The sequence below is a fragment of the Streptomyces malachitofuscus genome, assembly GCF_055571035.1.
In genome coordinates this window covers 1-18,578 of the sequence record NZ_JBVIGA010000028.1, presented here as the reverse complement: position 1 = coordinate 18,578, position 18,578 = coordinate 1, and the positions used below count along the sequence as shown (strand labels likewise).

Below are 18,578 nucleotides of genomic sequence, written 5' to 3'. Positions count from 1 at the left end.
ACCTGACACATACACAACCCGCACGTTCCCCGCCCGAGCCGCAACGCGCAGAATACGGGTCAACAACGCCGTTGGCCGGGGGGTCGGCACGTCAGGGCAACAGGAGGACGCAATGCGAGCACGTACCCTCCCCCTCTCCCGGCAGCGCTCGGGCGGGGGGAAGCCCATCGCCCACAAGGCGCTGGCCATCGCGGCCGTGGTGTCGCTGGGCACCGGGCTGCTGGCCGGCTGTGCCGACGACGGCGGAGACGACTCCGATTCCTCGTCGGGCGGCGGCGAGGGCAAGACGACGATCACTTTGGGTCTCTTCGGCACCATGGGCTTCAAGGAAGCCGGACTCTACGACGAGTACGAGAAGCTCAACCCCGACATCAACATCGAAGAGAACGTCGTCGAGCGGAACGAGAACTACTACCCCGCTCTGCTCAACCACCTGACCACCAACAGCGGTCTGCAGGACGTCCAGGCCGTCGAAGTCGGCAACATCGCCGAGATCGTCGCCACCCAGTCCGCCAAGCTGGAGGACCTCTCCAAGGCGCCGGGCGTGAACAAGGCGGACTGGCTCGAGTGGAAGTGGCAGCAGGCCACCACCAAGGACGGCCAGACCATCGGCCTGGGCACCGACATCGGTCCGATGGCCATCTGCTACCGCAAGGACCTGTTCGAGAAGGCGGGCCTGCCCACCGACCGTGAAGAGGTCGCCAAGCTGTGGGCCGGCGACTGGGCCAAGCTGGTCGAGGTCGGCGAGCAGTACAAGAAGAAGGCCCCCAAGGGCACCACCTTCATGGACTCCCCCGGCGGTCTGCTCAACGCCATCCTGAGCAGTGAGGAGGAGCGCTTCTACGACGCCGACGGCGAGGTCGTCTACAAGACCAACCCCGCGGTCAAGAACGCCTTCGACCTGGCCGCGAAGGCCGCCGAGGACGGACTGGTCGGCGCCCAGACGCAGTTCCAGCCCGCCTGGGACCAGACGATCGCCAACAACAAGTTCGCCGCGATGTCCTGCCCGCCGTGGATGCTCGGCTACATCAAGGGCAAGTCGCAGCCGGACGCCGCCGGCAAGTGGGACGTCGCGGTGCCGCCCAAGGCCGGCAACTGGGGCGGTTCGTTCCTGACCGTGCCGAAGAGCGGCAAGAACGTCGAAGAGGCCAAGAAGCTGGTGGCCTGGCTGACCGCGCCGGAGCAGCAGGTCAAGCTGTTCGAGGTGCAGGGCAGCTTCCCGAGCGCGCAGGCCGCGTACGAGGACAAGGCGGTCACCGGGGCGAAGAACGACATGACCGGTGACGCCCCGATCGGCGAGATCTTCGCCGAGGCCGCCAAGCAGATCCCGGTCCAGATCATCGGCCCGAAGGACCAGATCATCGGACAGGGCCTGGGTGACAACGGCGTGATCCTGGTGGCCAAGGGCAAGTCGCCCGCGGAGGCCTGGGAGACGGCCACCAAGACCATCGACAACAACCTGGACAAGTGACCCGAATGGCCACCCGTCACGACACCGCCGCGCTCCCCGTCAAGGGGGGCGCGGCCCCGGGCCGTCCGCCCGCAGGCTCCTCGGCGGACAAGGACGAGCGGCGCCGGGCCAAGCTGTCCCGCCGCTGGCAGCGCGACGCGCGCTGGAGCCCGTACGCGTTCGTCTCGCCGTTCTTCCTGCTGTTCGCCGCCTTCGGACTGTTCCCGCTGCTCTACACCGGCTGGGCCTCGCTGCACCAGGTGGAGCTGACCGCGCCGACCGACATGAACTGGGTCGGACTGCGGAACTACACCCGGATCTTCGACGACGACTTCTTCTGGAACGCGGCGCAGAACACCCTCACGATCGGCATCATCTCGACCGTTCCGCAGCTCATGATGGCGATGGGCATCGCCCACATCCTCAACTACAAGCTGCGCGGTTCGACCTTCTACCGGGTCGCGATGCTCGCTCCGTACGCCACCTCGATCGCCGCCGCCACGCTGGTGTTCGTGCTGCTCTACGGCCGTGACTACGGCATGATCAACTGGGCGCTGGACTTCGTCGGGGTCGACCCGATCGCCTGGCAGGACGACAAGTGGGCCGGTCAGTTCGCCGTCTCCACGATCATCATCTGGCGCTGGACCGGCTACAACGCGCTGATCTACCTGGCCGCGATGCAGGCGATCCCGCAGGACCTGTACGAGTCGGCGGCGCTGGACGGCGCCAGCCGCTGGAAGCAGTTCCTCCATGTGACGCTGCCCTCGCTGCGTCCGACGATCCTGTTCACCGTCGTCGTCTCGACGATCGGCGCCAGCCAGGTCTTCGGCGAGCCGCTGCTGTTCGACCCCAACAAGAGCGCGTCGGGCGGCGGGGAGCACCAGTTCCAGACGCTCGGCCTGTACCTGTACGAGCAGGGCTGGGTGAACCAGCACCTGGGCCGGGCCTCGGCGATCGCCTGGACGATGTTCGCGATCCTGATCGTCATCGGCATCATCAACCACGTCATCTCGCGCCGGCTGCGCGCCAGCAGTTAAGGAGTGGTGGCCGTGACGACGACTGTGACGCCCCCCGAGACACCGCCCGCCAAGCAGAAGCGCTCGCGACTGCCGAAGTCCGCGCGGGCGGGCGGCACGCTGCACGGCGGTCCGATCGCGTACGCGATCCTGATCGTGTTCACGCTGGTGTCGCTCTTCCCGCTGGTCTGGACGGCGATCGCCGCCTCCCGGGACAACCAGCGCCTGGCGCAGACGCCGCCGCCGTTCTGGTTCGGCTCCAACCTGTTCAAGAACCTGGAGATCGCCTGGACCGACGCCAACCTCGGCGAGGCCTTCCTCAACACCACGATCGTGGCGGGCGTCTCCGCGGTGACCATCGTGGTGCTGTCGACGGTCGCCGGGTTCGCCTTCGCCAAGCTGCGCTTCAAGGGCCGTAACGCGCTGATGCTGCTGGTCATCGGCACGATGATGATCCCGCCGCAGCTCAGCATCATCCCGCTGTACATGATGGTCGCCAAGCTGGACTGGACCGACCAGTTGCAGGCGGTCATCTTCCCGTCGCTGGTGAGCGCGTTCGGCGTGTTCTTCATGCGGCAGTACCTGCTCCAAGCACTGCCGGACGAGGTGATCGAGGCCGCCCGGGTCGACGGCGCGGGCAGCTGGCGCGTGGTGTGGCACGTGGTGTTCCCCGCCGCGCGGCCGGCGATGGCCGTGCTCGGCATGCTGATGTTCGTGCAGGCCTGGAACGACTTCCTGTGGCCGTTCCTGGTGCTCACCCAGACCGGTAACCCGACCGTGCAGGTCGCGGTCGCGGGCCTGGGGCGCGGTTTCACCCCGGACCAGTCCTTGATCATGGCGGGTGCGCTGCTGGGGACGCTCCCCCTGCTGCTGGTCTTCGCGATCTTCGGCAAGCAGATCGTGGGCGGCATCATGCAGGGCGCCGTCAAGGGCTGACGCCCGTCCGTCTCGTACTCCTGGGGGCCGGGTCACCGCCGCCTCGGCCCCTGCACTCTCCCCTGTCTTTCCGTACTCGTCGGTCTTCCACGACCTCCAATGGGAGCGCTTCCATGTCTGACTCCGCAACGCCGGCGACCCCGGTGACCTTTCCTCCCGCCTTCCTCTGGGGCGCCGCGACCTCCGCGTACCAGATCGAGGGGGCGGTGCGGGAGGACGGACGTACCCCTTCCATCTGGGACACCTTCAGCCACACACCGGGCAAGACGGCCGGCGGCGACCACGGTGACATCGCTGTCGACCACTACCACCGCTACCGCGACGACGTGGCGCTGATGGCGGACCTGGGCCTGGGCGCCTACCGCTTCTCCGTCTCCTGGTCGCGGGTGCAGCCGACCGGCCGCGGCCCGGCCGTGCAGCGCGGCCTGGACTTCTACCGCCGGCTGGTCGACGAGCTGCTGGCGAAGGGCATCAAGCCGGCCGTCACCCTCTACCACTGGGACCTGCCGCAGGAGCTGGAGGACGCGGGCGGCTGGCCGGAGCGGGACACCGCGTACCGCTTCGCGGAGTACGCGCAGATCGTGGCCGAGGCGCTCGGCGACCGCGTGGAGCAGTGGATCACGCTCAACGAGCCCTGGTGCAGCGCCTTCCTGGGCTACGCGTCCGGCGTGCACGCGCCCGGCCGTACCGACCCGGCGGCCGCGCTGAGGGCCGCCCACCACCTGAACCTGGCCCACGGTCTGGGCACCAAGGCGCTGCGCTCGGTGATGCCGGCCCGCAACCAGGTGTCGCTCAGCCTCAACACGGGCGTGATCCGTCCCCTTTCGCCGAGCGACCCGGCGGACGTGGCGGCGGCGCGCAAGATCGACGACCTGTCGGGCGGTGTCTTCCACGGCCCGATCCTGCACGGCGCCTACCCGGAGACGCTGCTGGAGGCGACCTCCTCGGTCACGGACTGGTCGTGCATCGAGGACGGCGACCTGGATCTGATCCACCAGCCGCTGGACGCGCTCGGCCTCAACTACTACACGCCCACGCTGGTGTCGGCGGCCGACCCGAGGGCCAAGGGCCCGCGGGCCGACGGTCACGGGGCGAGCGCGCACTCGCCGTGGCCCGCCGCGGACGACGTCGCCTTCCACCAGTCGCCGGGCGAGCAGACCGAGATGGGCTGGTCCGTCGACCCGACCGGCCTGCACGAGCTGATCATGCGCTACCACCGGGAGGCGCCCGGACTGCCGCTGTACATCACCGAGAACGGCGCCGCCTACGACGACAAGCCCGACGCCGACGGCAAGGTGCACGACCCGGAGCGCGTCGCCTATCTGCACGGCCACCTCTCGGCGGTGCGCCGGGCCATCGCGGACGGCGCGGACGTGCGCGGCTACTTCCTGTGGTCGCTGCTGGACAACTTCGAGTGGGCGTACGGCTACGAGAAGCGCTTCGGCGCGGTGTACGTCGACTACGTCACCCAGCAGCGCACGCCGAAGTCCAGCGCCCTGTGGTACGCGCGTGCGGCCACGTCGGGAGTGCTCCCGGAGCCCGAGGGCATCTGACCTGCTCCCGGGTCCGGAGCACCTGACCTGCTCACGGGCCCGGGGAACGGGGGACGCGGGGTACGGGGGGCGGGGCGCGGTGCCCTAGGGGAGTGCCGCGCCCCGTTCGTGTGTCCGGCTGCCACCGGACGTGCGGGTGCCCCGGCCGGGTGGGGGGTGAGCCGGCCGGGGCACGCGCTTCCCCGTTGGTCCGTGAGGACTTGTTGTCGGGCCGCTCGGTGGTGGCGGGACCGCTCAGTCGTGACGGACGCTCAGTTGTAGGCGGCGAACGCCTTGGAGAAGGCGAACTTGTCCTGGAGGATCGAGCTGCACGTGGCGTCTGCGGACGGCTTGGTGCCGCCGGGGCACTGCTGGTCCCGGGTCCCGGACCACATCGACAGCCGGCCCAGGCCCTTGGACTTGGCGAAGTTCACCAGCTGGGTGGCGTCCTCGACCTTGAAGATCTCGGTGACGACGTCGTTGACGCCGATCATCGGGGTGACGGCGACCGTCTTCCACGCCTCGCTGTCGCTCAGTCCGAGGACGCCCTTGATCTGGGCCTGGGTGGCGGTGGCGGCCTGTTCGGCGTAGGTGCCCATGTCGTCGCTGTAGGCGGGGCCGTAGTCCATGGCCATGATGTTGACGGCGTCGATCCGCACGCCGTTCTTCTTGGCGTCGGCGAGGAGGCTGACGCCGTCCTGCGTGAGGCCTTCCGGCATCACCGGGAGGGTGAACGAGACGTCCAGATCCGGGTTGGCCTTCTGCAGCTTGGCGATGGCCTGCGCACGGCGGGTGTTGGCGGCCGCGTTGGGCAGGGCGCCGCCCTCGACGTCGAAGTCGACCTTGGTGAGCTCGTAGGTGTCGACGACCTTGGTGTAAGCGGCGGCGAGCGCGTCGACCGAGGTGCAGGTGGTGCCCAGTTCCGAGCCGGCCGCGCCGCCGAAGGAGACACGGACGTCACCGCCCTGGGCGCGCAGCGCGCCGATCTGCCCGGCCACGGCGTTGCCGCCGAGGTCGCTGACGCCGCCCCACTTGGGGGTGCAGCCGCCGCCGTCGGTGATGAAGGCGAGGTTGTAGTTCTTCACGCCGGTCGCCTCGGCGCTCGCCACCAGGTCGAAGGCGGGGAAGAGGGAGGTGTCGACGTACGGCGCGAACCCGGCGTTGGTGCCCGTCCCGGTGCCGGTGCTCTCGGTGGGCTCGGCGGTCGGCTCCTCGCTCTCCGTCGGCTCCTCGGTGGGGGACGGCTGGGTGGTGGGGGTGGGGGCGTCGGTGGGACGGCCGCTGGGTTCGGGCGTGGGGGCGCTGTCCGTGCCGCACGCGGCGCCGTCGACCAGACAGCCGGTCGGGTCGCCGATCCCCTTGGCGACGAAGCCGACGGTGACGGACTCGCCGGCGGCCAGGCCGTCGGTGTCCCACTTGGCGGGCGTCACGGTCACGCGCCGGCCGCTCACGCCGGCCTCGGCGTTCCACAGCGAGCCGAGTTCGGTGCCGGCGGGCAGGTCGAACTCCAGTTTCCAGTCCTGGTTCCGCTCGCCGCTGTTGTTGGTCACCACGTACTGGGCGGTGTAGCCGGTCGACCAGTCGCTGGTCCTCGTGTACGCCGCGCCGACGCCGGCCGCCTGGGCGGTGCTGGTGAACAGGAACGCGCCGCCGCCGGCCACGGCCGCCGCGACCACCGCGCCGATCGCCTTGTTCCTGCCGCTGATCCTGCGCCGGTGCGTGCTCATCGCGTGCCTGCCTTCGTTGCCGTTCGGGGGGTGTGCGGCAGCACGCTAGCGATCCGGATTCGGACAAAGTTCCTGTTCCGGGAGGCCGTCGGTGATCTTAGGGTGCGCTTAAGGAAGGGATCGGGACCGGTTAAAGGAGGCGCCCTGGCGGCCCGGTCTGCGCCGTCGTACGGCCCCCCGGTGCCCGCGTCTGCGGGGTGCGCGCTCGCGTCCGTCGAGCTGGATCCAGATCCGCACCTCCGTGCCGCCGAGCACCGACGAGCCGATCCGTACGTCCCCGCCGGTGCCCTCCGCGAGCCGGCGCACGATGTCCAGGCCGAGCCCGGTGGAGCCGTCACTGCCGGAGCCCCGGCCGCGGGCCATCGCCGCCTCGGGGTCGGCTATGCCGGGGCCCGCGTCGGAGACGAGCACGATCACCGCGTCCTCGCCGTTGTGCACGTCGACCGCGAACGCGGTGCCCTCGGCGGTGTGCCGGAAGACGTTGCCGAGCAGCGCGTCGAGGGCGGCGGCCAGATCGGCGCGGGCCACGGGTATGCGCACCGGCCGGTCGGCCCCGGCCATCCGCCACTTGCGGCCCTCGTCCTCGGCCAGCGCCGACCAGAACGCCATGCGTTCCCGCACCACTTCGGCCGCGTCGCAGCCGGCGCCGGGACCGGCGGCGGCGGTCTGCGGTTTGGCGTCCCGGGCGGTGCGGATGATGGTGTCCACCTCGCGCTCCAGCTGCTCGACCGCCGCCCGGGTCTGCTCGGCGGCCGGGCCGTCGCCGAGGGAGGCGGCGTTGAGCCGCAGCACGGTCAGCGGCGTACGCAGCCGGTGGGACAGGTCGGCGGCCAGCTCCCTCTCGTTGGCCAGGAGCTGGACGACCTGGTCCGCCATGGAGTTGAACGCCACGGCCGCCAGCCGCAGTTCGGTCGGCCCCTCCTCCCGGACCCGGGCGCCCAGCTTGCCCTCCCCCAGCTCGTGCGCCCCTTCGACCAGCCGCTGTGCGGGCCGCACCATCCGTACGCCCAGCCGGTCGGCGACGGCGACCGAGCCGAGGATCAGCGCGACGCCGACCCCGGCGAGCACCGCCCAGGCCGTGCCGACGCCGTTGGTGACCTCGGACTCGGGGACGAACACCTCGACCACGGCGATCTCACCGGTGCTCAGCGCCACCGGCTGAAGCAGCGTCGAGCCGCCGGACACGGGGGAGGTGGAGGCGCGCCCCAGCGTCCGCACCGCGGCGATGTCCTCCGCGGAGGCCCGCCGCTCGCCGAGGTCGAGGGCCTCGCCGCCGTCGCTCGCCGGGATGTGCACGGCCATCGCGGCGTCGGAGCCGGCGGAGGCGACGACGCGTTCGAGCTGGTCGCGGTCGGTGGTGATGGACAGGGCGGGGGCGACGGCGGCCGCCTCCCGCTCGGCGTTGGAGAAGGCGCGGTCGCGGGCCATCTCCCGGATGACCAGACCGAGCGGCACCGCGAAGGCGACCACGACCATCGTGGTCACCGCCAGCGACACCTTCACCAGGGCCCATCTCATCGCGGCGGCTCCGCTCCGGGCAGGTGCGCGGCGGGCGGCTCCAGTTTCACGCCGACGCCCCGCAGGGTGTGCAGATACCGCGGCCGGGCGGCCGTCTCCCCCAGCTTCCGGCGCAGCCAGGACAGATGGACGTCGATGGTCTGGTCGTCACCGTAGGACTGCTGCCACACCTCGGCGAGCAGTTCCTTGCGGGGGACGACCACGCCGGGCCGGCCGGCGAGGAAGGCGAGCAGGTCGAACTCGCGCCGCGTCAGGTCGAGTCGTACGCCGTCCAGTTCGGCCTGGCGGCGCAGCGGGTCGACGGTGAGCCCGCCGACCCTGATCACGGGTGAGGGCGCGGCCTCGCCGCCGCCGGAGCGGGCCCGGCGCAGCACGGCCGCCATCCGGGCCGAGAGATGCTCCACCGAGAAGGGCTTGGTCAGGTAGTCGTCCGCGCCGGCGTTGAGCAGCCGGACGACCTCCGCCTCGTCGTCCCGGGCGGTGGCGACGATCACGGGGACGTCGGTGATGCCGCGCAGCATCTTCAGGGCCTCGGAGCCGTCGAGATCGGGCAGTCCGAGGTCCAGTACGACCACGTCGAAGCGGAAATGGGCGACCTCGCGCAGCGCCTCCAGCGCCGTGCCCACGCTGCGCACGGTGTGCGAGGCGTCGGTCAGCTGCCGGATCAGCGCCGAGCGGACGAACTGGTCGTCCTCGACCACGAGAACACTTGCCATGGGCGGCACCGTACGCCATGCCGGGAGGGCCTCGCCGGGGCCTGTGGACAACTCCGGATACCTCCGCGGGCGCGACACCGGTGGGGCTCCTGGGGCAAGATGGGCCGACGATGCGCAGAGGACTCGTACACGTACTGGCCTGGCTGCTCGCCACGGGCGCGGCGGTCACGCTGTCGTGGTGGGGCGTCAGCACGGTGATGGAGGGCACCGCCTACGACCCGCCCCGGGCCCTGCCGATCGCGGCGGCCGAGGAGCGGTCGGAGGCGCTGTCGTCGTCGACGCAGCGGCCGTCCTCGAAGCCCTCGAAGGACCCCGGCACCTCGCCGGAGCCGTCGGACGGGCCCGACAGGACGAGCCGGAAGCCGGATCCGAAACCGTCCCGCAGCGGCCCGCCCGCGACGTCCCCCGCCCCTTCCCCTCCGGCCGCCTCGGGCGAGGTCAAGGCCTATGACACCAAGGGCGGCCGGGCGGTCTTCGACCTCGGTGAGGCGTCCGCCTCGCTGGTGTCGGCGACCCCGGGGGCCGGCTGGTCGATGCAGGTGTGGAAGACGGAGTCGTGGATCCGGGTGGAGTTCACCGCGGGCGCGGACCGGGTGTCGGTGTTCTGCACCTGGCACGACGGCCCGCCGCGGGTGGAGATCGGCACGTACTGAGCCGTTGCCGCCGCCGGGTTCGGCAGGGTTCAGCGGAAGACGGACGCGGGTGGCGTCGGTGACGCGACCGCCGCGAGGTCCGTGACGGGTACGGCCCCGCCGGTGAAGTCGAGCAGTTCCCTGCCGTGCTGGACCCGGCCCGGGTGCGGGTCGGAGGCGGCCCGCCGGGTCAGCTCGGCGACCGGCAGGGGCGCGTCGGAGGCGACCAGGACGGCGTTGCCGAAGCGTTTGCCGCGCAGCACGGCGGGGTCGGCGATCAGCGCGAGCTCGGCGAACCGGGCGGCGGCGGTGGCGATCTGACCGCGCAGATGCGCGAGCGGGGGCCCGTCGGCGAGGTTGGCGGCGTAGACCCCGCCGGGGGCGAGGGCCCTGCGGACGTCGTCGAGGAACTCGGTCGAGGTCAGATGGGCCGGGGTGCGGGCCCCGCTGAACACATCGGCGACGACGAGACCGGCCCAGCCGTCCGGCACCTTGGCAAGCCCTTCCCGGGCGTCCACGGAACGCACCCGGATCCGGGCCCTGGTGTCCAACGGCAGCTCCCGCCGGACCAGTTGCACCAGGGCCGCGTCCCGTTCGACGACCTGCTGGGTGGAGCGGGGGCGGGTGGCCGCGACGTACCGGGCCAGGGTGAAGGCGCCCCCGCCGAGGTGCACGGCCTGCAGGGGCTTGCCGGGCGGGGCCGCGAGATCGACGACGTGCCCGAACCGGCGCTGGTACTCGAAGGAGAGATACGACGGGTCGTCGAGGTCGACGTGCGACTGCGGGGCACCGTCGATCAGCAGCGTCCAGGCCCGCGACCGGTCCCGGTCGGGGATGAGCTGGGCGAGTCCGCCGTCGACGTTCTCGGTGACGGCTTCCGCGCCGCCACCCTGTCCACGTCCACCGCTCCTGGCCCTGCCCATGCCGCCATTCTCCCAGGCACGCGCGACCGACCGCTCTCCCGGCCTCCCGACGGACGAGGGCGGCGCGGAGCCCTCGCGGGGGGGGCGGCGGAGCCCCCGCGGGAGAGGGCGGCGCGGAGCACCCGCAGGACAGGGCGGCACGGAGCCCTCGCAGGAGAGGGCGGCGCGGAGTCCTCGCGGGAGAGGGCGGCAAAGCCCCTGCGGGAGTCAGCTGCAGCCGTCCGCCGCCTCGATCAGCCGCTGGGCCTCGCCGAGTGCTTCGCGCAGGACGGCGGGGTCCGTCGCCAGGTCCGCCTCTCCGGGGGGCAGCAGCCAGTCCGAGCCCTCCACCGGCGGCTCGGGGGTCAGCCGCAGCCCGCGGCCGTCGGTCTCCGTGCAGGTGCTGCCCGGTACGTCCCAGGCGGCGGCCGTCCCCGGCGGCACCAGGAAGCCGAGCGTGGCGCCGCCGCCGTCGTGCAGCACCGGGCCCACCGCGTCGCCTGCTCCGCGCCGGAGAATGTCGACCGCCTCGAGACCCTGCCGGGCGGGCACCGTGACCACATCACAGTCCGCGCACGGCGGTTCTAACGGATCGTCGCTCCGGCTGGTCGTCATCATCCCGGCCTCCACCACACGAATCCCCGTTTGGACGAGCGGGTCGGGAGTCGGGGGGCTCCCGGTCCACAGAGCTCAACGAGCCGGTCCGTCAACGGCTACGGCGGAAGTCCGCCGCAAAGGATGGCACTTCATGGCAGATCGCGCATGACATATCCGTTTTGTAGCCAAACTCCGCGTGGTGACTCCGTCACAGCGGGTACGTTCATGCCCGCCGGAAACAGGGCGGCACACGGACAACTCGCCCGGTTCCGGCATGGTTCGACGGTTCGCAGAGAGGACCCGGCCATGGCGTCGTCAACGGTGCCCTCGTCCACGCCCCCTCGGCCACCGCGGCCGAATCTCGTCTTCCGGCAACTGCGCGGAGCGCGCTCGCCGGCCGAGTTCGCCGCGGCGGTACGGCGGGCCGCCCGCGAGATCGGTGAGCGGGTCAGCTGTGACGCGCGGTATGTGCACCGGGTGGAAGCGGGCGAGATCCGCTGCCCCAACTACGCCTATGAACGGGTGTTCCTGCACATGTTTCCCGGCCGCACGCTGACCGACCTGGGCTTCGCGCCCCGCTCGTCGGTCCGCGGGCGCCGGGCGCGGGCCGCGGGGGACGCACCATCGGCCCGGACCGGCAACCCGGCGAACGCCACGGGTGAGAACAGCGGGGCGTACGAGCCGTATGAGACGCAGGACAGGTACGACACGTACGACCCGCACGACCACGAGGAGAGCGACGTGCTGCGTCGCGCATTCATGACCGGCGGGGGCGCCACGGTGGCCGCCGCCTCGCTGAGCCCTTACGGGTTCGCCACCGACGCCTCGGCGGCGCAGCGCGCCGTGCGCCGCGCGGGGGCGAGCGACGCGGGCGCCCTGGAGGAGGCCGTCCGCCGGATCCGGCTGCTGGACGACCGGCACGGGGCGGACGGGCTCTACCGCCGCGCGGCGGCGCCCCTGCGTGCCGCGTACGCGCTGCTGGACGCGGGGGCGATCCGGCAGCGGACCGCGGACCGCCTGTACTCGGGCGCCGGGGAACTGGCCATCTCGGTGGGCTGGCTGGCGCACGACTCGGGCCGCTTCGACGACGCGCGCTCGCACTACGCGGAGGCTCTGGCGACCGCGCGGGTGACCGGGGATCCGGGTCTTGAGGCGCACGCCTTCTGCAACACGGCGTTCCTCGCGCGGGACGCGGGCAGGCCCCGGGAGGCGGTGCGGGCGGCGCAGGCGGCCCAGCGGGTGGCGCGGACGCTGGGCTCGCCCCGGCTGATGTCGCTGCTGGCACTGCGCGAGGCGGGCGGCTGGGCGGGGCTCGCCGACCGCACGGGGTGCGAGCAGGCGCTGGCCCGCGCGGGGGCGTACTTCGAGCGCGGGTCCTCGGAGGCGGACCCCGAGTGGATGACCTTCTACGGGGAGGCGGAGCTGGAGGGCCTTGAGGCCCAGTGCTGGTCGACGCTGGGCGACTGGCCGCGGGCGGCGCGGCACGCGCGGCGCGCGGCGGAACTTCAGGACCCGCACTTCACGCGCAACATCGCGCTGTACACGGCGGAGCTGGCGGACGACCTGGCCCGCGGCGGCCGCCCGGACGAGGCGGCGGCGGCCGGGATGCGGGTGCTGGACCTGCTGAACGAGGTCCAGTCCTCCCGGGTCCGCACGATGCTGGCGGGCACGTCCCGCGTCCTCCTCCCCCACCGCCACGCATCGGGCGTCTCAGCCTTCCTGGACCGCCACGCCTCCCTCCCCCGATCAGTCTGACCGCGCAGCCGCGGGAAGTCCTGCCGCGCAGCTGCGGGCAGTCGTGCCGCTGGGGCGGCACGGGTGGGCGATGGGGGTCCCCCCGCTCGAGCGAAGCCGAGAGTGGGGGAGGCACCCCGCCATCGCCGGGCTGCGCAACACCACCCGCCCAACCCCAGCACCGAGTACCGAGCCCCGGCGCCGGCGTCACGCAGCCAGGTGCCCCTGCTCGTTCCAGGACTCGATCGCCGGCTCGCCGTAGGCCCACCCCAGCACCGACAGCGACGTCGGGTTCAAACGGATACGCGCCGCGAACTCCAGCGGCAGCCCCAGCCACCGGGCCCCGATCGACCGCAGTATGTGCCCGTGGGCGAAGACCAGCACGTCACGGTCCCCGGAGCGCGCCCACTCCACGACCTCGTCCGCCCGCGCCGCCACCTCACCCAGGCTCTCGCCCCCGGGCACCCCGTCCCGCCAGATCAGCCACCCGGGCCGGGCCGCCTGTATCTCCGCCGGCGTCATCCCCTCGTACGCCCCGTAGTCCCACTCCATGAGCGTGTCCCAGATCACGGCCCGCTCCCCGAACCCCGCCAGCTCACAGGTCTCCCGCGCCCGCACCAGCGGACTGGTGCGCACCTCGACACCCTCCAGCCCGTCGTACGGCGCCCGGTGCAGCCGCTCGCCCAGCAGCTTGGCGCCCCGCCGCCCCTCCTCGAGGAGCGGCACGTCCGTCCTGCCGGTGTGCTTGCCGGACAGCGACCACGCCGTCTGTCCGTGCCGGGCCAGCAGGATGCGCGGTGCCATGGAGTACCTTCCGTGAAATTCGCAGGCGAGAGGTCCCCATCATCGCTCACCCTGGTCGTGGGCAACCCGGTGGGAGATCTTTGCGTCTATCTGGGCCGAGGGCGTCTCACGGGGGGACGCGCACACACCGTAGAGTGACTGGCCGCCGACAAGCGGCGCGCGAGGACGAAGGGGGAGCGATCGGATGCCGCACACCGAGACACCGGGCACCGAGGCGGTCCCGGCGACCCGGCTGCGCTGGTGGACGGAGCTGCCGCTCATCCTCCTGGTGTACGCCTGCTACTCGGCGGGGCGGCTGGTCGTCCGGGGTGACGTCACCGACGCCGTCGACCACGGCCTGGCGATCCTGCGCATCGAGAAGGCGCTGTTCCTCAACGCCGAGCATCCGCTGAACCGTCTCTTCACCCGGGAACCGTGGATAGGCATACCCGCCGACTTCTGGTACGCGTCGCTGCACTACCTGGTGACCCCGGCGATCCTCGTCTGGCTGTTCCGGTCCCGCGCGGTGCACTACCGCGCGGCCCGCACCTGGCTGATGGCGTCGACGTTCATCGGCCTGATCGGTTTCACCCTGCTGCCCACCTGCCCGCCCCGGCTGCTCGACGCGAGCCACGGCTTCGTGGACACGATGGCGTACTACAGCTCGTGGGGCTGGTGGGGCGGCGAGGCCAGCGCCCCGCGCGGGCTCGGCGGCATGACCAACCAGTACGCGGCGATGCCGAGCCTGCACGTGGGCTGGGCGCTGTGGTGCGGCGTGATGCTGTGGAAGTACGGCCGCACGCGCTGGACGAAGGCGGCCGCGGTCATCTATCCGCTGGTGACCACGATCGTGGTGATGGGCACCGCCAACCACTACTTCCTCGACGCGGCCGCGGGCGCCGCCGTCATGGGCGCGGGCCTGCTGCTCGCCCCCCTCGTCATGCGGTACGCGGACGTGGCGAAGGCCCGTTTCCTGCCCCGCGTCGCACCCGCCCCGGCGGACACCTCCGCCGCACATTCCCCGATTGTCAGTGCCGGATGCCAGACTTCCGCGGGTGAGCGAATTCCACGGCAGCGGCACCCCGAGTCGCGGTACGGAGCAGAAGCCGAACCGGGTGCCTCCCCCTCGGAGGCGGGAGAAAGCGCTCCGGCACCGGCTCGCTGAGCTGCGCGGCCCGGAGATCCCGGCCAAGGCGCTGGACGCGCGCGCCCTGGCCGCCCTCGCCGCCAACCCGGGCTGCAGACGGCGCGCCATCCTCGACGGCGCCGGGGTGAACAAGGCGGCGCTGGCGAGCGCGCTGGGCTCCCCGTCGGTCTTCGGCCAGTCGCAGTTCGCGTTCGTCCGGGGCAACGCGTTCGAGGCGAAGGTCAAGGCGGACGGCGGTACGGAGCTGCTGCGCCTCGCCCACGAGAAGCTGGACCGCGCGGCCGAACCGCCCGCCGGCGCGCGCGTGCCCGATCTGACCGCGCAGGGCCCCCAGGGCCGCACGGCCCGTACGGAGCTGGCGCTGCGCGAGGCCGCCGAGGCGCCCGGCACCTGGACGCTGCTCGACCACCCGATGCTCGCCCTGGACGTCGCCGGCTCCCCCGCCTTCCTGGAGCCGGACGCGGTGGTGGTGCACCCGGACGGCAGCTGGACGGTCGTGGAGATCAAGTCCTTCCCGATGCTGGACGGCGCCGCGGACCCGGCGAAGGTCGGCGCGGCGGCGCGCCAGGCGGCGGTGTACGTGCTGGCCCTGGAGCAGGTCGCCGCCCGGCTCGACCCCGCCCCGCGCGTGCGGCACCGCATCCTGCTGGTGTGCCCGAAGGACTTCTCCAACCTGCCGACCGCGTCCGGCGTGGACGTGCGCAAGCAGCGCGCGGTGACCGCCCGCCAGCTGGCGCGGCTCACCCGTATCGAGGAGATCGCCGACGCGCTTCCCGAGGGCACGTGCTTCTCGCCGGAGCTGCCCGCCGAGCGGCTGACGGAGGCCGTCGAGTCGGTCCCCGCGACGTATGCGCCCGAGTGCCTGTCCGCGTGCGAGCTGGCCTTCCACTGCCGGGACCGCTCCCGCGCGGAGGGCGCGGTGACCTCCCTGGGCCGTCCGGTGCGGGCGGAGCTGGGCGGTCTGACGACGGTCGAGGACGTGCTGACCGCGGCGCGCGGGGAAGCCGGTGACCCGGACGATCCGGCGGTGGCGGCACTGCGCAGGGCGGCGGCCCTGCGCGCGGAGGCGCTGGGCACGACCGCCACCCCGGAGGTGGCCCCTTGTCCCTGATCGCCACCCTCGCCCGCCTCGAGGCCGTCAGCACCGGCCGCGCCCAGCCCGCCGCCACCGTCCGGCACCGGCACCTCTCCGACCGCCCCCTGGTGCTCGTCCCGCTCATCACCGCGGGTGAGGCGGGCGCCCCGCTCGGCGCACTGGTGGGCACGGACCGGGACGCCCCCCGCCTCCTGGTCGTCCCGCAGCCGCGCGACCGCGAGCTGAGGTTCGCGTTCCTGGCCGAGCTGGCCGATGTGGTGCTGCCGTACGTGGACTCGTTCGCGGACGCCGTGGAGGCCGCCGAGCGCTCCGAGACCGACCCGGAGACGGGAAAGCGGGTGAAGGTCGAGGTCGAGCTGTGCGCGGACGCGCCCCAGCTGATCGTGCCGAGCCGGGCGGGCATCGACCTCGTACGGCTGCTCGGCCGCTCGATGCGCTTCCGGCGGACGGCGGAGCAGGACCCGGAGGCCCCGTTCCCCGCGCCACCCCGGGTCCCCCTGCTCGGCCGGTGGCTGACGCACTTCGGCGAGCGGGCCCGCGTCCCCGGCTCGTCGCTCATGCTGGCCATGACGGACGTCCTGGGCCGGCACTGGGCGACGGGCCAGTCCACGCTGGAGGACCAGCACCTGGGCGCGCTGCTCGCGTGGATCGCCCCGCCCGAGGGCCGCTCGGGCGCCGAGGCCGCGCAGGAGGCGGAGCTCGCGCGCGACTCCGACGGCCAGCTGCTGTGCCCGCCCGCGGGCCCGGCGACCGACCCGGCCTTCGACAACAAGCTCCTCGCCCCGGCCGTCGAACGCTACGACCGCGCCCGTACGGCGCTGGCGGCGGCGGAGGACGGTCTGGAGGCAGAGGACCGCCTGACCGCCCTGACCACAGCCGAGCGGCAGATCCGCGAGCTGGTGGAAAGCCGCACGCTGCCCACGTGGGAGGCGGTGTGGCAAGGCCTCGACCTCCTCCGCCGGCTCCCGGAGGGATCGCGCGTCGAGGAACGCTGGACGCGCGACCGCTGGTCCTTCACCAGCCACAGGGACCGTGTGGTGTCCGGCGAACCGCCCCAGCCGCGCCGCGACGACGCGGTGACGGCGGCGAACAAGCTCGCCGCGCGCGAGCGCGAACAGTCCCGCCTGGAGGCGCAGGAAGCCCTCGACGACCCGCTGGTGATGGCGGCCCGGCGGTTGTCCGGGGAGGCGTTCGCGGGCGAGGTGGTGGACGTGGTGATGGCGTACAGCGAGAGCAAGCGTCCGAGCCCGCGTCCTCTGGTCACCGTGCGCACGGAGGACAGCCCGTACCTCGGCGAGCGCGTGAAGGTGTACCGCTCACTGGCCGGCAAGCCGCAGACCGCGGAGTTCGTGGGCCACGAGGACGGACCGGAGGGCACTCTGCTGGTGCTCCGCGTCCTGGACAAGATGGGCCGGGGCAAGGAGCCGGAGGTGGGCTCGGTCCCCGAGAAGGGCGACCGCGTCTGCTTCACCCTCTTCGAGCACGAACCGCGCGGCGGGGCGAAACTCCCCGACCCGGAGGAGACCCCGTGGACCCACGGCGGCCCGCCCGGCGAGGAGCCCGCACCGGAGCCCGCCGACCAGGTGACCGAGGAGGACATCCTGTGACCACCCCTGCCCCGCAGGCCGTCTTCGACCCCGGCGCGGCAGCGACCCGGGCCACCGACGCGATCCTCCACGACACCCTGCACGGCACCGCGCGCGGCGTCGTCGTCGACTCCCCGCCCGGCGCCGGCAAGTCCACCCTCGTCGTCCGTGCGGCGCTGGAACTGGCGGAGGCGGGCCGCCCGCTGATGGTGGTGGCGCAGACGAACGCGCAGGTCGACGACCTGGTCCTGCGCCTGGCCGAGAAGAACCCGGACCTCCCTGTCGGCCGTCTGCACAGCAGCGACACCGACCCGTACGACAAGGCGCTCGACGCGCTGGACCACGTACGCAAATCGGCGAAGGCGGCCGATCTGGCCGGACTGCCGGTGGTGATCTCCACGGCGGCGAAGTGGGCGCACGTCAAGGGCGTGGAACCGTGGCAGCACGCCATCGTGGACGAGGCGTACCAGATGCGCTCGGACGCACTCCTGGCGGTGGCCGGCCTCTTCGATCGGGCGTTGTTCGTGGGCGACCCGGGCCAGCTCGACCCGTTCTCCATCGTGGGCGCGGAACAGTGGGCGGGCCTGTCGTACGACCCCTCGGGTTCGGCGGTGACCACCCTGCTCGCCCACAACCCCGACCTCCCCCAGCACCGCCTGCCGGTGTCCTGGCGCCTCCCCGCCTCCGCCGCGCCCCTGGTCTCGGACGCCTTCTACCCGTACACCCCGTTCCGCAGCGGCACGGCCCACGGCGACCGCGGCCTCACCCTCTCCGTCCCCTCCGACGGCTCGGGCCCCGACCGCGTGATCGACGAGGCGGCGGCATCCGGCTGGGGCCTGCTGGAACTGCCCGCCCGCCACACCCCGCGCACGGACCCGGAGGCGGTCGGGGCGGTGGCCCTGACCGTCCGCCGCCTCCTGGACCGAGGCGGCGAGTCAACCTCCGAACGCTCCCCCGACCCCACCCCCCTCACCGCGGACCGCATCGCCGTGGGCACGGCCCACCGGGACCAGGCGTCCGCGATCCGCGCGGCGCTGGCGGACCTCGGCGTGACCGACGTGACGGTAGACACGGCCAACCGCCTCCAGGGCCGCGAGTACGACGTCACGGTGGTCCTACCTTTCAAGGGTGGTTGCTCTGGTCATTCGTAAGATCAGAGGGCCCAGGGGCTCTGGGTATGGCTGTCACGGTGGCGCCGGTTCGACG

General features: G+C 72.6%; 16 protein-coding genes. 10 read left to right on the top strand and 6 right to left on the bottom strand.

What is annotated here, in order from left to right; translation table 11 throughout:
• The first annotated feature begins 112 nt into the window (after positions 1-112).
• From ACZ44S_RS32385 to ACZ44S_RS32370, 4 genes are all read left to right on the top strand, one after another.
• Positions 113-1,471, top strand: a complete 1,359-nt coding sequence (locus ACZ44S_RS32385) for an ABC transporter substrate-binding protein (protein WP_466935483.1) — start codon at positions 113-115, stop codon at positions 1,469-1,471.
• Between the two features lie 5 nt (positions 1,472-1,476).
• Positions 1,477-2,487, top strand: coding sequence for a carbohydrate ABC transporter permease (locus ACZ44S_RS32380; RefSeq protein ID WP_466935671.1), 1,011 nt, complete (start codon positions 1,477-1,479; stop codon positions 2,485-2,487).
• A 12-nt stretch (positions 2,488-2,499) separates the two neighbouring features.
• Complete coding sequence (locus tag ACZ44S_RS32375; protein WP_466935480.1) at positions 2,500-3,402, top strand: carbohydrate ABC transporter permease; 903 nt, start codon at positions 2,500-2,502, stop codon at positions 3,400-3,402.
• Between the two features lie 113 nt (positions 3,403-3,515).
• Positions 3,516-4,955: a GH1 family beta-glucosidase gene (locus tag ACZ44S_RS32370; protein WP_466935477.1), complete on the top strand. Its 1,440-nt coding sequence runs from the start codon at positions 3,516-3,518 to the stop codon at positions 4,953-4,955.
• A 251-nt stretch (positions 4,956-5,206) separates the two neighbouring features.
• On the opposite strand, the gene ACZ44S_RS32365 is transcribed toward ACZ44S_RS32370, so the two are convergent.
• The 3 genes from ACZ44S_RS32365 to ACZ44S_RS32355 form a co-directional block, all read right to left on the bottom strand.
• A complete protein-coding gene (locus tag ACZ44S_RS32365; protein WP_466935474.1) occupies positions 5,207-6,661 on the bottom strand; it encodes a glycoside hydrolase family 18 protein in 1,455 nt (484 codons plus the stop codon).
• Between the two features lie 108 nt (positions 6,662-6,769).
• Positions 6,770-8,179 carry a sensor histidine kinase gene (locus ACZ44S_RS32360; RefSeq protein WP_466935472.1) on the bottom strand — a complete coding sequence of 470 codons (1,410 nt, stop codon included), beginning with the start codon at positions 8,177-8,179 and terminating at the stop codon, positions 6,770-6,772.
• Complete coding sequence (locus ACZ44S_RS32355) at positions 8,176-8,895, bottom strand: response regulator transcription factor (protein WP_361030415.1); 720 nt, start codon at positions 8,893-8,895, stop codon at positions 8,176-8,178. The genes ACZ44S_RS32360 and ACZ44S_RS32355 overlap by 4 nt, the downstream gene beginning before the upstream one ends.
• A 110-nt stretch (positions 8,896-9,005) precedes the next feature.
• Between ACZ44S_RS32355 and ACZ44S_RS32350 the strand changes: the two genes are divergently transcribed.
• Complete coding sequence (locus ACZ44S_RS32350) at positions 9,006-9,548, top strand: hypothetical protein (protein WP_466935467.1); 543 nt, start codon at positions 9,006-9,008, stop codon at positions 9,546-9,548.
• A gap of 29 nt (positions 9,549-9,577) precedes the next feature.
• On the opposite strand, the gene ACZ44S_RS32345 is transcribed toward ACZ44S_RS32350, so the two are convergent.
• Positions 9,578-10,450 carry a spermidine synthase gene (locus ACZ44S_RS32345; RefSeq protein ID WP_466935465.1) on the bottom strand — a complete coding sequence of 291 codons (873 nt, stop codon included), beginning with the start codon at positions 10,448-10,450 and terminating at the stop codon, positions 9,578-9,580.
• Between the two features lie 207 nt (positions 10,451-10,657).
• Positions 10,658-11,044 carry a hypothetical protein gene (locus ACZ44S_RS32340; protein WP_466935669.1) on the bottom strand — a complete coding sequence of 129 codons (387 nt, stop codon included), beginning with the start codon at positions 11,042-11,044 and terminating at the stop codon, positions 10,658-10,660.
• A gap of 288 nt (positions 11,045-11,332) precedes the next feature.
• Here ACZ44S_RS32340 and ACZ44S_RS32335 point away from each other — a divergent pair, with 288 nt between their 5' ends.
• Positions 11,333-12,781 (top strand): hypothetical protein, encoded by a 1,449-nt coding sequence (locus ACZ44S_RS32335; RefSeq protein WP_466935462.1) that lies wholly within the window; start codon positions 11,333-11,335, stop codon positions 12,779-12,781.
• Between the two features lie 186 nt (positions 12,782-12,967).
• Here ACZ44S_RS32335 and ACZ44S_RS32330 read toward each other — a convergent pair whose 3' ends face one another.
• Positions 12,968-13,564, bottom strand: a complete 597-nt coding sequence (locus tag ACZ44S_RS32330) for a histidine phosphatase family protein (RefSeq protein WP_466935459.1) — start codon at positions 13,562-13,564, stop codon at positions 12,968-12,970.
• Positions 13,565-13,748: 184 nt separating this feature from the next.
• Between ACZ44S_RS32330 and ACZ44S_RS32325 the strand changes: the two genes are divergently transcribed.
• Genes ACZ44S_RS32325 through ACZ44S_RS32310 form a run of 4 tightly spaced genes read left to right on the top strand, consistent with a single transcriptional unit; the run spans position 13,749 to position 18,523 of the window.
• Complete coding sequence (locus ACZ44S_RS32325) at positions 13,749-14,708, top strand: phosphatase PAP2 family protein (RefSeq protein WP_466935457.1); 960 nt, start codon at positions 13,749-13,751, stop codon at positions 14,706-14,708.
• Positions 14,659-15,801: a hypothetical protein gene (locus tag ACZ44S_RS32320; protein WP_466935667.1), complete on the top strand. Its 1,143-nt coding sequence runs from the start codon at positions 14,659-14,661 to the stop codon at positions 15,799-15,801. Before ACZ44S_RS32325 ends, ACZ44S_RS32320 begins: the two co-directional genes overlap by 50 nt.
• The gene (locus tag ACZ44S_RS32315; RefSeq protein WP_466935454.1) at positions 15,792-17,393 is read left to right on the top strand and encodes a hypothetical protein; all 1,602 of its coding nucleotides are present in this window, start codon (positions 15,792-15,794) and stop codon (positions 17,391-17,393) included. The genes ACZ44S_RS32320 and ACZ44S_RS32315 overlap by 10 nt, the downstream gene beginning before the upstream one ends.
• Complete coding sequence (locus tag ACZ44S_RS32310) at positions 17,390-18,523, top strand: AAA family ATPase (protein WP_466935451.1); 1,134 nt, start codon at positions 17,390-17,392, stop codon at positions 18,521-18,523. The genes ACZ44S_RS32315 and ACZ44S_RS32310 overlap by 4 nt, the downstream gene beginning before the upstream one ends.
• Positions 18,524-18,578 lie beyond the last annotated feature (55 nt).